This is a genomic window from Pigmentiphaga kullae, assembly GCF_004216695.1.
Classification (GTDB): Bacteria; Pseudomonadota; Gammaproteobacteria; order Burkholderiales; family Burkholderiaceae_B; genus Pigmentiphaga; species Pigmentiphaga kullae.
The window spans coordinates 897,021-910,121 of the sequence record NZ_SGXC01000001.1; the positions used below are offsets into that span (position 1 = coordinate 897,021).

Consider the following 13,101-nt stretch of genomic DNA (forward strand, 5'->3'; position numbering starts at 1 on the left):
GCTCCCTGTTCAATTCGCGACGATGTTCGCCTGCTGGACGACTTTCTTCCAACGCGTGATTTCCGACTCGATCATGCTGCGCATCTGTGCCGGGCTGCTGCCGCTGGGCTCGCTGCCTATGTCGTTGACGGCCTTGCGAAACGCCGGGTCCTGGAGCATGGCGGCCAGCGCGGCGTGCAGGCGATCGACGATGGGGCCGGGCGTTTTCGCCGGCGCCGCGATGCCCAGCCACGAATACACCTGGAACCCGGGCACGGTGTCGGCCGCGACGGGAGCGCCGGGCAGCAGCGGCCACGGCTTGGCGCTGGTGATGGCCAGCGCGCGCATCGTGCCCGCCTTGATCTGCGGCGCGGCCACCGTTGCGGTATCCACCAGCACGTCCACGTCGCCAGCCAGCACGGCCTGCACGGGCGCGGCGCCACCGCGATACGGTACGTGCAGCATCTGCACGCCGGCCGTGGCGGCCAGCAGTTCGCCGGTCAGGTGCTGGGTCGAGCCCACGCCCACCGAGGAAAAGGACACCGTGCCCGGCTTGGCCCGCGCCGTCGCCAGCAGGTCGGCCAGCGTGCGCGCCGGGTTGTCGGCCTTGACGCTGACCACGAACGGAAATGCGGTCACGGTGGAAATCGGCTGGAAATCCGCGACCGGATCGTAGGGCAGCGACTTGTTCACCGCGGCCGATACGGTATGGCCGCCGGTCAGCATCACCAGCGTGTAGCCGTCGGGCTCGGCCTTGGTCACGTAGCTGGACGCGACCACGCCGCCGGCGCCGCTCTTGATTTCCACCACCACCGGCTGGCCCAGCGCCGCCTGCAGGTGCCGGGCCACCAGCCGCGACACGGTGTCGGCATTGCCGCCGGCGCCGAAGCCATGGATGAGCTGTATGGGCCGCTCGGGATAGGCCGCGCCTGCCGCGCCGGCCAACGCGGTCGCGAGAACCGCGCCGATGATCCGTTCGTACATGATGGGGTCTCCTCCTTGTTCTTGCAGTGCTTTCCGCTGGCCGGAAAATCCCGGTCGCACCGTGAAGGGCAATATATGATTGGCCGCAGGGGTAGACACCCGCATTTCCACTGAATGGACACGACTTATGGCAAGCGGCAGCACCACGGCGGAGCCGGGCAGCATCGAACGCGCAGTGCAGTTGTTGAAGCTGCTGGCCACGGCCGGCAAGCGGGGCCGGGCCCTCACGCAGCTGGCCGAGGCCACGGCGCTGCCGCATTCCACGGTGCACCGGCTGCTGCGCCGCCTCATGCACGAGCACCTCGTCATCCAGAAAGAGTCGGACAAGTGGTACGCGCTGGGCCCGCTCGCTTTCGAGCTGGGACTGGCGGCCATGGCCGCCTACGACCTGCGCGAGCATTGCCGTGGCAGCCTGGACCGGCTGGCCGAGGAGGTCGGCGACACGGTCTATCTGTCGGTGCGCAGCGGCAGCGAATCGGTGTGCGAAGCGCGGCACGAGGGGCCATCGCCGATCCGGGTGAACACGCTGTCCATCGGCAGCCGCCGGCCGCTTGGGCTGGGGGCGGGCGGACTGGCCATCCTGGCCTACCTGCCCGACGCCGAACGCGAGGACATCATCGCGGCCGATGGCCGCCGCATCTGCGAGGAAGGCAGCCTGACCGAGGCCGACCTGCGCGCCGCCATCGAGGCCTGCCGGCGCCAGGGCCACTCGCTGATCCGCAACCGCGTCACCCTGGGCGTCACCGCGGCCGGCGTACCCATACGCGACACGCTGGGCCGGCCCATCGCCGCCATCAGCGTGGCCGCCATCGACGACCGCATGCGCGAGGAACGCGTGGCTTCGCTGGCCCGCCGGCTGCACGAGCACGCCAGAGAGATCGAAGGCTCTCTGCGGGGCCGGCCGGCCTGAAGCTGCGCGTCAGACCGGCACCACGCGCGCGGGCGGCGGGTCCGGGGGTTCGCCGTCGACCTGCGCGCGCAGGCGCGGCAGGCCGTCCGCATGGTGCGCGGCGATGAAGGCAATCAGGCCTTCGCGCAGCTGGCAGCGCAGCTCGAACGCATTCCCCGAGTTGGCGGCGCTGATCAGGAATCGCACCTGCATGGCGCGCTCGCTGGTATCGGTGACCTGCACCGCCGCCACCCGCGTATCCCATAGCGGCGAAGCCTTGCACAGCCGCTCGAACTCCTTGCGCACCGGCTCCAGCGGCACCGAGAAATCCAGCCACAGGAACACCGTGCCCAGCAGCGACGCGGTGCGGTGCGTCCAGTTCTCGAAGGGATTTTCGATGAACCATTGCAGCGGCACGATCATGCGCCGTTCGTCCCAGATGCGCACCACGACGAAGGTGCCGGTGATCTCCTCGACCCGGCCCCATTCGCCGTTGACGATGAGCACGTCGTCGATGCGTATCGGCTGGCTGAACGCGATCTGCAGGCCGGCGATGAAATTGCCCAGCACCGGCCGCGCCGCGATACCGGCAACCAGGCCGGCCACGCCGGCCGAGGCCAGCAGGCTGGCGCCCAGCTGGCGCGCACCCGGCAGCGTCAGCAGCACGAACGAAAGCCCCAGCAGCAGCGCGATGGCATGGGCGCTGCGGGCCAGCACGCGGGTCTGCGTCAACTTGCGGCGCGCGAGCAGGTTGTCGGCGACGTCGTAGGGGTTCAGGCGGATGGCCGTGTCGCTCAGCGACTTGATGCTGCTGTTGGCCAGCCAGGTCAGGCACAGGATCAGCAGAACGGTGACGAGATAGGCCATGCCCCGGGTGTAGGGCATGTCCCCGGGGGCGCCGGTCAGCACCACGCGCAGCGCCAGCAGCGCCGCCACGAACTGGCTGGCGGTGCACGCGCCCACCACCACCGCATGGAGATAGGGGCGCGGCGCGGTGATGCGGCGAAGGATCAGGAAGCCTATCCGGTGCAGGATCAGCGCGATGACGACGCCCACGGCCATGGCGACCGCGAGCACGAACCAGGGGCGGTACGCCTCGGGCAGGAAGTCCAGGGGTAGGGAAGCCAGCATGGATGCCTCGTCTTGGTCGAATCGGCGCCATGCCAGCAAATAGCGTGCCCCGTGTCGGCATGCATGCCGACACGTCAAAGGCTCGCTTTCGCTTCCTGTTCCAGCAGCGCCATGAAGCGTTCGAGCAGGGGCGAAGCGGTGTCCGACCACAGCATGCCTATGGTGGTGGGAACACCCGCGAACGACAGCGGCACCCGCCGCAGCAAGCCCTGTCCGGCGAACAGCGCGATGACCTTCTCGGATGTCGCGAACAGGCAGTCCAGGTGCCGCGCGACGTGGTAGTTGGTCAACACCGAGGCCGATTCGAGCACGACGCGCGGCAGTGGAAGGTGCTCCTGCGCCAGCGTGTTTTCCAGCATGCCGCGTATGGGCGATTCGGCCGGCGGGATGATCCAGGGATAGGCGCACGCGTCGCGCCAGCCAACCGGCCTGCGGCGCCGCGCCAGCGGATGGGACGAGGGCGCGGCCACGCACAGGGTGTCCTCGTACAGCAGCCGCCGGTTCAGGGACCCGGCATAGCCGGTCGTTCCCAGGCGGCCGATGACCAGATCGAGCTTGCGTTCGCCCAGCAGCGGCAGCAGATGGTCCATGGTGCCTTCCAGGCTTTGCACTTCCAGGTCCAGGCCGGCCTGCTGCACCCGCGCGAGCGTGCCCGGCAGCAGCACCGGGCCCAGCGCCGCCAGCACGCCTATGTGCAGGCGCCCCGCCCCGCCGCTGCGCTGGGCCTCGAGCTGGCCGTGCAGCCGCGCCATGTCGGTCAACACGCGCTCGGCGTGGTGCATGACCAGCCGGCCGCTGTCGGTCAACGCCATCCGGCGCGTGGAGCGTTCGAACAGCGTGACGCCCAGCGTCGACTCCAGGTCCTTCACCCATTTGGACAGCGCCGGTTGCGACAGGCCGCACAGATCCGCCGCGCGGCCGAAGCTGCCGGTGCGGCCCAGCATGACCAGCATTTCGAGATGGCGGAATTTCAACCGCCGGATCCATTGGACCGACTTTTCCTTATTCATATATTTTTTTGCATGAATCGAGCCCGATTTTTCACTGGTTGCCACAGGGCGTCAATCCTAAGCTAGGCGCATCGACAGACACTTTGCACAAGGACACGCCATGGCGGAAATCCTGGGCCTGGGCGCCACGCACTATCCGGGCTTCTGGATGCACGACGACGATATGTCGGTCATCCTGAAGCGGACGCTGAACGGCAAGCGCCTCGACCCCTACTTGAAAGACCCGCGCAACTGGCCCGAGGCCATGCGGGAGGAATGGGGCGACGACGACGGCGCCGCCGCGGCCGGCCGGCATCGCGCGCGCTGCTTCCGCGCCTTCGACGAACAGCGCCGCCTGCTGGATGCGTTCCACCCCGACTTCATCCTGATGTTCGGCGACGATCAGTACGAGAATTTCACCGAGGACGTCGTGCCGCCGTTCTGCGTCTACCTGGCGGACGCCATGGCGTCGCGGCCCTACGACGTACCGGCGTCTTCGCCCTTTCCCAAGCGCAACCGATGGAACGAGCCGAAGGCCGCCACCTTCCGCCACGCCGGGCACCCCGAGGGCGGACGCTACCTGCTGAACCGGCTGAACGACGCGGGCCTGGCGCTGCCCTATGCCTACCGGCTCCGCTACGACCGGGGGCTGCCCCATGCCTTCATCAACACCCTGCTCTACCTGGACGCCGACCGCCGCGGCTTCCCGCATCCGGTCGTGCCCTTCCACGTCAACTGCTACGGGGGCGACCTGATCCGCATGCACGGGGGACTGGCCCCGCCCAGCGAGGTCGGCGCCGAACCCGATCCCGCCTCGCCGTCCCCCCGCCAGTGCTTCGAGCTGGGCCGCGCCATCGCGCGCGCCATGGCCGCTTCGCCGTGGCGCGTGGCCATCGTGGCCTCGTCCAGCTGGTCGCACGCGTTCCTGACGCCGCGCCATGGCTGGCTGTATCCCGACCACGAGAGCGACCGGGCCCGCCTGGACGAGCTTACCCGCGGCGGCTTTCGCCAATGGGACACGCTGACCACCGCTGGCCTGGAGGCCGCCGGCCAGCACGAACTGCTGAACTGGATCGTGCTGGCCGGTGCCATGACCGAACTGGGCCACCGCCCGCGCATCATCGACTACATCGAAACCTACGTCTTCAACGCCAACCGTTGCTTCGCGGTATTCGACCCGGCATAGCGCCGGACAAAAAAACCAGGAGACCCGCCATGCACCAGAATCCCCGACACCTGCTGCGTCTCGCGACGCTGTCCCTGCTCCTTGCGGCATCGTCTGCCCAGGCGCAGCCGCCCGCCTATCCCACCAGGCCGATCAAGGTCGTCGTACCCTTCCTGCCCGGCGGCACGGCCGACACGCTGATGCGCCTGATCGCGGCCAAGGCCTCTCCCATGCTGGAGCAACAGGTCGTGGTCGAGAACCGCGCGGGCGCGGGCGGCAACATCGGCGCCGACGAAGTCGCGCGCGCGGCGGCCGACGGCTACACGCTGCTGTTCACGCCGCCGGGCCCGCTGGCCATCAACCCCTACGTCTTTCCCAACATGCCCTACGATGCGCGCACGGCGTTCCGGCCGATCAGCATCGTGGGCACCATGCCCAGCGTGCTGGTGGTGGGCCCCCGGGTCGACGCCCGCAGCCTGCCGGACCTGATCAGCCAAGCCAGGGCTCATCCCGGCAAGATGACGTATGCCTCGCAGGGATACGGCACGACGACGCAGTTGCTGGGCGAACTGTTCGCGATCAAGGCCGGGGCTGAACTCGTGCACGTGCCCTACAAGGGCGCGCCCCCCATCCTGGCCGACCTGCGGGCGGGCCGCGTGGACATGGTGTTCTTCGATTCGGCCAATGCCCTGCCGCAACTGGCCCAGAACGCCTCCCTGCGGGCGCTGGCGGTCACGAGCGAACAGCGCAGCGCGGCGCTGCCCGACGTGCCCACCCTGCGCGAAGCCGGTTTCCCCGACATGGTCACGACGGTATGGATGGGTCTGGCGGCACCGGCCGGCACGCCCGATGCGGTCGTCCGGACCTGGCTGGACGTATTGGACCGGATCATGCGCATGCCCGAGTTGCGCAAGCGCTTCGAGGACCAGGGCGTGGAGCCGCTGGCGAGCGGCCCGGACGACATGCGCCAGACCATAGAGCGGGACGCCCGCCTATGGTCCGGCGTGATCCGCGCGACCGGCGCCTCGAACCGCTAGGGTGGACCGCCGGGGCTAGGGTTCGACGCGCGGAGCCGCCGCCTGCGCACGCGCGGCGGGCACGGTCCTGGCCGCGCCCAGCCAGGCCAGCGCCGCCAGCAGCAGCACGCCAGCGCCGAACTCGCGCGAGGTGGAAACGATGTCGCCGCGCAGCGCCACGTCGTAGCCGGCCAGGATGGCGGGCACGCCCATGGCCAGGTACGACACCACGAACAGCACCGACAGCACCCCCGCGCGGCCCGTGGGCGGCAGCGGGGCGATCACGTTGCGCAGCGCGCCCTGGAAACCCGTGCCGAACCCCGTGCCGGCGATCGCGGTGCCCACCATGAACAGCGCCACCGAATGCAGCGACAGCGAGGCCAGCACGAGAACCATGCCCAGCATCAGTGCCAGCGCGCCCAGGCGCGACAGGAACCGCGCGGACCGATCGCGCAGCAGCACCACCGCGACCACGCCGCCGCCGGCCATGATGAACAGGGCCAGCCCGCCCAGCAGGCTGGACCCCGACCCCACCAGGCTGCGCAGCAGCGTGGGACCGAGCGAGGCATAGAAACCGCCCAGGCCCCACACGGCCACCACGGCGGGCGCAGCCAGCAGCAGCGGCATCCGCACTTCCGGCGGCAGCGCGAAACTGGGCTTGAGCGAGGCCCAGGCGCCCGGCCGGCGCCGCGCGGTCTCGGCAATGAAGAAGACCCCCACCCCCTGCGCGATGAAAACCACGCCCAGGATCGCGTAGATCAGGTGCGTGGGCGCGGGCAGATATTGCACCAGCAGTCCGGCGACGATGCCGCCCGTACCCGTGCCCAGCATGGGCGCCAGCGCATTGGCCAGCGCGCCGCGGGTCTTGTCGATGTCCAGCATGCCGGCGCCCACGGCCGCGATGGCGGCCCCGGCCGACAGCCCCTGGATGATGCGCCCCGCCAACAGGTCGGACAGCCCGCCGGCGGTGGCGAAGACCACCATGGCCGCGGCCTGCGCGACCGCCGCGGCCATGAGCACCGGCCGCCGGCCGATGTGGTCCGACAGGCGGCCCGCCACCAGCAGCGCCACCAGCACGGCCAGGGCATAACTGCCGAACACCACGGTCAGCATGGTGGTCGAGAAACCCCATTGCTGCTGATAGATCGCGTATAGCGGGGTCGGCGCCGCCGACCCCGCCAGGAACGCCAGTGTGATCGATGCCAGCAGATGGAAACTGAAGCGCGGCGACAGGCGCCCGGCTGCCTGGGGGCAGGCGGAAACGGAAGCGGGGGCGGCCTTGGGGCAAGCGCTGGTCATGGCGGAATCCGGGGAACATTAAACAGACAAGTCTGTCTGATTTGCTTGAAGTGTACAGATCTGTCTGGTAATGTCAAGGCATGACCATGAATACGACAAGAAGCCCCGAAGCGCGCCGCTCCGCGCGCCAACGCCTGCTCGACGCCGCGGACGAGCTGTTCTACGAAGGGAGCATCCACACGGTCGGCATCGACCGGGTCATCGAGCGCGCCGGCGTGGCCAAGGCCTCGCTGTACGACACCTTCGGCAGCAAGGAAGCCCTGATCCAGGCCTACCTGCTGGCCCGCCACGAGGCGCGCAAGCTGCGCATCGCCGACCGCCTGGCCGACTACCCCGGCCCGCGCGAGCGCCTGCTGGGCGTCTTCGACATCATGCGGGAAACCGCGTCGTCGCCACGCTTCCGGGGCTGTCCGTTCAGCCGCGCCGCCGCCGAGGCGGCGCCCAGCGCCGGCATCCGGGAAGCCTGCGATACGGCCCGACGCTGGCTGCGCGACCTGTTCACCAGCCTGGCACGCGAAGCCGGCGCGTCCGACCCCGAGGCCCTGGCCTGTCAGTTGATGCTGCTCTATGACGGCGCGTCGGTGTCGGCGCACGTGGACGACAACGCCAGCGCGGCCGCGGCAGCACGCGCCACGGCCGAGCAACTCGTCGAGCAGGCCTTCGCTGTGCGCTGAACCGCTCCTACGCCGGTTCCGCCAGCATCCTTTCCCCGGCATAGAATCGCTTCAGATTCTCCACCACCATGTTGGACATGGCCGTCCGGGTCTCGTTGGTCGCGCTGGAAACGTGCGGCAGCAGCACGGTGTTTCGCAGTTCCGTCAGCCTGGACGACTTCAGCGGCTCGACTTCATACACGTCGAGCGCGGCGCCCCGGATGATTTCGTTCTCCAGCGCGGCAACCAACGCTTGTTCGTCGACCACGCTGCCCCGCGCAACATTGATCAGATAGCCTTGCGGGCCGAGCGCCGCGAGTACGCCGGCGTCGACCATGTGCCGGGTTTCCGCGCTGCCCGACACGGCAATGAAGAGATAGTCGCACCATGCGGCCAGCTCCTGCAAGGTGGAGACGCGTTCATGGGAGCATTCCCGGACCTCGGAGCGGGAGAAATATCGGATCTCCGCGTCGAAGCCGACAAGCCTTTTCGCGATGATCCTGCCTATCCTTCCCATGCCTGCGATGCCCATGCGCTTGCCGCTTACCCTGTCCCCCAAGTCGAACACATTGCCTGTTTCCGCCCACCGGTTCGATCTCACGTAGCCATCCGCCTGCGGAATCTTGCGACTGGCCGCGATCATCAATCCTATAGCCAGGTCGGCCACGCAATCGTTCAGGACGTCGGGCGTGTAGCCGACGCGTATTCCCCTGCGGCGCGCGGCGGCAAGATCGACCTTGTCCAGGCCGACGCCGAAAATCGACATGACTTTCAGGCCCGGCAGCCGGTCGAGCGTGGCGAGGTCCACCCCGCGTATCGCGGAAGAGACCAGGCCGGAAATCTCCGAGGCATCGCCGGGCGAGTCCAGGGTTCTCAACTCGAACTCGCTTTCCAGCGACTGCTGGAGAACGGCCGGTATCTTCGCGATGTTCAGGACCACGGGCTTGCTCATGGATGGCGCCTTCGTCGTTGGGAGGGGATGCTTCATGAATCGGTCATGGCGCTCGCCGATGCGGCGAAGACCGCTACACGATGAAGCTGAGGTTCCCCATCAATATCGTCGATTGGTTGATGTAGATCTTTCGCTCTTTGATGCGCCACGAGTCCTCGTGCCTGGCCAGAAGGTCGATACGATGTCCATACAGGCAATGGTCGTCGGCTTCGTTGCGGTTCCGGTTCACCATGAAATTGCATCGTGTCCGGACCTGTGCGGGCTCGGAACCGGAATCGGCCTCGAGTATGCGCAGGTTGGTAAGGTAGCGCGTCGTTCGCGAAGGCGGTTCCTCCGCCCAATGTTGATGCGTGCGGATCTGCCGGACGCGCTTGGTGATCGTTTCCTTGCCTTCATCGAACCAGCTGATGTCCAGCGGACCGTCGAGATACTCGGTCGCCTGCGCCTTGCCCGACAGGTTGCGAAGCACGAACATGCGGTAGGAGATGTCCTCCGCCAAGGTATCGAGCCACTCTTCGTACTTCCTGTCCGACAGGAGTTCCGCTTCTTTGTAGAGAAACTCGGAAACCTCGTACAGCCGCAGCATGGCGTTCATGGAATCGTGCATCACTTCGCTCCCGCGGCATGCCGCTTGAGGGGAAAGGCGGCATCGTCCTCGACTTCGACACGATGCATGAGCTGGTCCCAGGACCGGCCCTCCATGAACTCCTGCCATCGCTTGAGCCAGATCAGCTGGTTCTGTTCGGTAATGGTGCGCCCGCACCAGACCGCTCCGGGCATGAGGTCGCAGGGCTCGGATTCCCCCAGGCCCTGCGCATAGTTGAACGGCAGGTCGCGGCCCATGCCTCCCAGGCTCTGCCTGGTGGCCGACTCCCAGTTCTCGATGTCGTCCTGCTCCGTCATTCCGCCGGGACCGGAGTAGGTCATGTAGTAGTGCCGGAAGATATCCTTGACCTCGTCCGGCGCGTCGGCATCGATCAGGTAGTAGCGCCACATCTCGGTTTCGGTGGCGCTGACCGGGTGGTGTACCACCAGCGTGCGGGGCTGGTCCTCGTGGAACGACATGTTCGGGAAAATGGTCCCCTTGCCCTGGTAATGGATGCCGCCCGCCCGCTTGCGCAGGTGTTCCCGCGCCATGTCCCGCAGGTAGTTGCTGGCGGCGGGAAACTGCTGGAAGGTGTCGGGACGGGGAAACTCCTCTTCGGGGCGGGGCAGGAAGCCCAGACCCCCATGCCCCAGGTCTGGCCATCCGAACGCCGCGTGGCCGGAGGCGCGTTCATCCCTGCGGCCATCCTTTCCGCTCGGATTGAGCTTGATCATGTTTGCCGAGTTGTGCGTTACCGCATGAGAGGCATCGCCCACGAAGTTGGTCGCGGGGAACTTCCAGTTGCATCGCACCCGGAATTTCTGCACCCCGACCAGCAGCGTGCTGCCGCCGCTGTCGCCGTTGCGGTGGTCGAGCGCGGAATCGAGCCACTTCAGCATGCCTCCCAGATACGCTTCGAGGCTGGGCGCATGCTCGTCCCACGTGGCCCAGATCGTTCCCTTGTAGACCCGGACGCGCGCCGCCTTGAGCCCCCATTCCGCCTTGTCGAGGCGGCCCTCGTAGTGGACGTCGAAACCCGGAACACCCGCCAGCTCGCCTGGCCGGGAGACCCGCTCTTCGTCCGTCGAGTAAGTCCAGCCGTGGTAGGGACAGGTGAAGGCGCGCGCCTTGCCTTCGTCCACCCGGCAGACCTTCATCCCGCGGTGCCGGCAGCTGTTGAGCAGGACGACGATCTTGTCCTGCCTGGTGCGCGTGACGATGACGGAGTCGGTCCCCATCTTCGACTGGATGAAGTCTTCCGGATCCGGGACCTGGCTCTCGTGGCCCACCAGCAGCCAGGCGCGGCCGAAGATCTGCCGCACTTCCCGGGCAAACAGGTCATCGTCCACGAACATGCGACGGTCCGCGGTTCCCGCGGCAACGTCTACACATCGAACATCGGCCATCATGGCGCCTCCTCGATAAAGAACCAGGCCTCTTTCATTGAAATTCTGCTAGACAGAATCTAATACTGTCTCTCAGAATTCATTCTGCGGCCGCGGACTCTACCTGTCAACTACGCACAGGCGCACCAGCAGGAGGGTTCCAGTGATGGCGGGAAAAGCGGGAAGTGGGGGGGCCGGCGCGCCTGCGCCGGCCAAGCGCCCTAGGAAGCGCAGAGTTTTCCCTTGGGACTGAACTCGAGGCGAATGGGATTGGAACCGAGGGCCGCTCGATGCGCTTCCGGATCCCCGCCGAACAACACGGTCAGTTCCATGGCGCTCGTAAGCAGGGATTTGGCGTATTTGGCAATCGCCGCTTCGGTGAACCGGGTCACGGTTCCGGAAACGGTCATGGCTCCCCGCAGCGAGCCGCCCGCGCCGAACACCGGCGTCCCGAGCCCCGCGATTTCCGAATCCCGGCCGCCGATGCTGACGATCACCATGGTTTCCTGCGGGCGGGCCTTCCGGATCGCCGGGTCGAACCTGAGCAGAACCTTGCCGCCGGCGCCCGTTCCGAGCGGCGCGATATCGCCCACGCGCACGTGGTCCCGGATGGATCGATTGCTGTCCACCCGCGCCACGCAAATGCGCGTTTCGTCCGATTGCCTGGCATAGAACGTCGCGCTTTCCCCGGTATCTCCGGCGAGTTTCTCGAGCAGGGGGGTGATATGGGTTTCGCTCTTGACCGACCCGAGGTACAGCCGGCCCCAGCGCGCAAGCGTCGGTCCTGGCTGGTACGTCCCGTTGTCCAGGCGAAGGACGCAGCCGTGCTCGATCAGCGTCGAAAGCAGACGCAGGATGGTGCTCTTGTAGAAACCGGTCCGCAAGGACAGGTCGTGCAGCGTCATGGGCGAACCGTCTTCCGCAAAGGCATTCAGTATGCGTATGGCGCGGTCGACGGAAGCAACGATTTCATTGTTCATGGGAGAAATGGTAAAGATTCTGCCAAGCAGAATCAACTTCTATTTTTTATTGACACGCCTATTCCGCGAATTCATCATCGTTTCACCATGCCATCCAGAGGCCGCGATGAAAATCCTGAAAATCTCTGCCCATGCCCTGTCTGTCTTCCTCTTCTGTACAGGCGCCCATGCGCAGGGCGAAGACTATCCGAACCATCCGATCCGCTTCATCGTGCCCTATGCGCCCGGCGCCGGATCCGACACCTTCGCCAGATTGATCGCCGACAAATTGGGCAAGCGCCTGGGCCAGACCGTCTTCGTCGACAACCGCCCCGGCAGCTCGGGCAACATCGGCGCCGACGCCGTCTTTCGCGCGGCTCCCGATGGCTATACGCTGCTCTTCACCGCGCCCGGACCGCTGGTGACCAGCCAAGCCCTGTATTCGAAGCTCACGTTCGTGCCGGACGAATTCGTTCCGATATCGGTCATCGCCACGAGCCCGAGCACGCTGGTGGCCAATCCGAAATCCGGCATCAAGAACCTGCAGGACTTGTTGAAGGCCGCCCGGGCAAGGCCGGACAAGCTCAACTATTCGTCCGGCGGCACCGGCTCCACCCCGCACCTGGCTGCGGAAATGTTCAAGCAGCTGGCCAAGGTCAAGATCTTCCAGATCCCTTATTCCGGCAGCGGCCCGGCGCTCGCGGCGGTGGTCTCGGGCGAAACCGACATTGCCTTCGTGGATCTCGGTTCGGTGCTGCCCTTTGTGCGCAAAGGCCAGCTGATCGCGCTCGGAGTTGGCAGCGAGTCGCGTAAAGCCGGGCTGCCGGACGTGCCCGCGATCGGCGAAGTCGTTCCGGGATTCGTGTCGATGACCTGGTTCGGCATGGCCGCCCCACCCAAGACGCCCGAGCATATCGTCAACAAGCTGTCTGCGATGGTCAACGAGATACTCAAGGAACCCGACACGATGACGCGGCTGTCCCAGATGAATGCGGACCCGATCGGCGGAACGCCGGCCGACATGGCGAAGTTCATCAGGCAGGAGCGCGAGCGCTGGAGCACCGTCATCCGGAATACCGGCACCAAGCTCGACTGAACCCAGCCACGCGCAGGC

13 protein-coding genes are annotated in these 13,101 nt (G+C 66.9%); 5 read left to right on the forward strand and 8 right to left on the reverse strand.

The window, feature by feature from the left end:
- Positions 1 to 9 precede the first annotated feature (9 nt).
- Positions 10 to 963, reverse strand: coding sequence for a tripartite tricarboxylate transporter substrate binding protein (locus tag EV675_RS04410; protein WP_130356180.1), 954 nt, complete (start codon positions 961 to 963; stop codon positions 10 to 12).
- A 127-nt stretch (positions 964 to 1,090) separates the two neighbouring features.
- On the opposite strand from EV675_RS04410, the gene EV675_RS04415 reads away from it, so the two are divergent.
- Complete coding sequence (locus EV675_RS04415; RefSeq protein ID WP_130356181.1) at positions 1,091 to 1,873, forward strand: IclR family transcriptional regulator; 783 nt, start codon at positions 1,091 to 1,093, stop codon at positions 1,871 to 1,873.
- 9 nt (positions 1,874 to 1,882) lie between these two features.
- Here the strand turns inward: EV675_RS04415 and EV675_RS04420 are convergent, their stop codons facing one another.
- Entirely contained in the window at positions 1,883 to 2,983 is a 1,101-nt protein-coding gene (locus EV675_RS04420) for a mechanosensitive ion channel family protein (RefSeq protein ID WP_130356182.1), read from the reverse strand.
- Between the two features lie 74 nt (positions 2,984 to 3,057).
- Positions 3,058 to 3,993, reverse strand: a complete 936-nt coding sequence (locus tag EV675_RS04425; RefSeq protein WP_130356183.1) for a LysR family transcriptional regulator — start codon at positions 3,991 to 3,993, stop codon at positions 3,058 to 3,060.
- Positions 3,994 to 4,093: 100 nt separating this feature from the next.
- On the opposite strand from EV675_RS04425, the gene EV675_RS04430 reads away from it, so the two are divergent.
- Both EV675_RS04430 and EV675_RS04435 read left to right on the forward strand, forming a co-directional pair.
- Positions 4,094 to 5,158, forward strand: coding sequence for a DODA-type extradiol aromatic ring-opening family dioxygenase (locus EV675_RS04430; RefSeq protein WP_130356184.1), 1,065 nt, complete (start codon positions 4,094 to 4,096; stop codon positions 5,156 to 5,158).
- A gap of 29 nt (positions 5,159 to 5,187) precedes the next feature.
- On the forward strand, positions 5,188 to 6,174 hold the full coding sequence (locus EV675_RS04435) for a Bug family tripartite tricarboxylate transporter substrate binding protein (protein ID WP_165404424.1): 987 nt from the start codon (positions 5,188 to 5,190) through the stop codon (positions 6,172 to 6,174).
- Between the two features lie 15 nt (positions 6,175 to 6,189).
- Here EV675_RS04435 and EV675_RS04440 read toward each other — a convergent pair whose 3' ends face one another.
- Complete coding sequence (locus EV675_RS04440) at positions 6,190 to 7,452, reverse strand: MFS transporter (RefSeq protein WP_130356186.1); 1,263 nt, start codon at positions 7,450 to 7,452, stop codon at positions 6,190 to 6,192.
- 86 nt (positions 7,453 to 7,538) lie between these two features.
- On the opposite strand from EV675_RS04440, the gene EV675_RS04445 reads away from it, so the two are divergent.
- Entirely contained in the window at positions 7,539 to 8,126 is a 588-nt protein-coding gene (locus EV675_RS04445) for a TetR/AcrR family transcriptional regulator (protein ID WP_130356187.1), read from the forward strand.
- A gap of 7 nt (positions 8,127 to 8,133) precedes the next feature.
- Here the strand turns inward: EV675_RS04445 and EV675_RS04450 are convergent, their stop codons facing one another.
- From EV675_RS04450 to EV675_RS04465, 4 genes are all read right to left on the reverse strand, one after another.
- A complete protein-coding gene (locus EV675_RS04450) occupies positions 8,134 to 9,057 on the reverse strand; it encodes a 2-hydroxyacid dehydrogenase (protein ID WP_087840356.1) in 924 nt (307 codons plus the stop codon).
- Between the two features lie 73 nt (positions 9,058 to 9,130).
- A complete protein-coding gene (locus EV675_RS04455) occupies positions 9,131 to 9,664 on the reverse strand; it encodes an aromatic-ring-hydroxylating dioxygenase subunit beta (protein WP_165404425.1) in 534 nt (177 codons plus the stop codon).
- The gene (locus tag EV675_RS04460; RefSeq protein WP_242621332.1) at positions 9,664 to 10,998 is read right to left on the reverse strand and encodes an aromatic ring-hydroxylating oxygenase subunit alpha; all 1,335 of its coding nucleotides are present in this window, start codon (positions 10,996 to 10,998) and stop codon (positions 9,664 to 9,666) included. The genes EV675_RS04455 and EV675_RS04460 overlap by 1 nt, the downstream gene beginning before the upstream one ends.
- 251 nt (positions 10,999 to 11,249) lie before the next feature.
- Positions 11,250 to 12,008, reverse strand: a complete 759-nt coding sequence (locus EV675_RS04465) for an IclR family transcriptional regulator (protein WP_087840359.1) — start codon at positions 12,006 to 12,008, stop codon at positions 11,250 to 11,252.
- On the opposite strand from EV675_RS04465, the gene EV675_RS04470 reads away from it, so the two are divergent.
- Positions 12,007 to 13,083, forward strand: a complete 1,077-nt coding sequence (locus EV675_RS04470) for a Bug family tripartite tricarboxylate transporter substrate binding protein (protein ID WP_165404426.1) — start codon at positions 12,007 to 12,009, stop codon at positions 13,081 to 13,083. The two genes, EV675_RS04465 and EV675_RS04470, sit on opposite strands and share 2 nt — an antisense overlap.
- The last annotated feature ends 18 nt before the right edge of the window (positions 13,084 to 13,101 follow it).

Excerpts from the sequence above, each read along its gene's own strand:
- EV675_RS04410 (WP_130356180.1), bottom strand. The coding sequence starts at position 963 with ATGTACGAACGGATCATCGGCGCGGTTCTCGCGACCGCGTTGGCCGGC.
- EV675_RS04415 (WP_130356181.1), top strand. The coding sequence starts at position 1,091 with ATGGCAAGCGGCAGCACCACGGCGGAGCCGGGCAGCATCGAACGCGCA.
- EV675_RS04420 (WP_130356182.1), bottom strand. The coding sequence starts at position 2,983 with ATGCTGGCTTCCCTACCCCTGGACTTCCTGCCCGAGGCGTACCGCCCC.
- EV675_RS04425 (WP_130356183.1), bottom strand. The coding sequence starts at position 3,993 with ATGAATAAGGAAAAGTCGGTCCAATGGATCCGGCGGTTGAAATTCCGC.
- EV675_RS04430 (WP_130356184.1), top strand. The coding sequence starts at position 4,094 with ATGGCGGAAATCCTGGGCCTGGGCGCCACGCACTATCCGGGCTTCTGG.
- EV675_RS04435 (WP_165404424.1), top strand. The coding sequence starts at position 5,188 with ATGCACCAGAATCCCCGACACCTGCTGCGTCTCGCGACGCTGTCCCTG.
- EV675_RS04440 (WP_130356186.1), bottom strand. The coding sequence starts at position 7,452 with ATGACCAGCGCTTGCCCCAAGGCCGCCCCCGCTTCCGTTTCCGCCTGC.
- EV675_RS04445 (WP_130356187.1), top strand. The coding sequence starts at position 7,539 with ATGAATACGACAAGAAGCCCCGAAGCGCGCCGCTCCGCGCGCCAACGC.
- EV675_RS04450 (WP_087840356.1), bottom strand. The coding sequence starts at position 9,057 with ATGAGCAAGCCCGTGGTCCTGAACATCGCGAAGATACCGGCCGTTCTC.
- EV675_RS04455 (WP_165404425.1), bottom strand. The coding sequence starts at position 9,664 with ATGCACGATTCCATGAACGCCATGCTGCGGCTGTACGAGGTTTCCGAG.
- EV675_RS04460 (WP_242621332.1), bottom strand. The coding sequence starts at position 10,998 with ATGTTCGTGGACGATGACCTGTTTGCCCGGGAAGTGCGGCAGATCTTC.
- EV675_RS04470 (WP_165404426.1), top strand. The coding sequence starts at position 12,007 with ATGGGAGAAATGGTAAAGATTCTGCCAAGCAGAATCAACTTCTATTTT.
- EV675_RS04465 (WP_087840359.1), bottom strand. The coding sequence starts at position 12,008 with ATGAACAATGAAATCGTTGCTTCCGTCGACCGCGCCATACGCATACTG.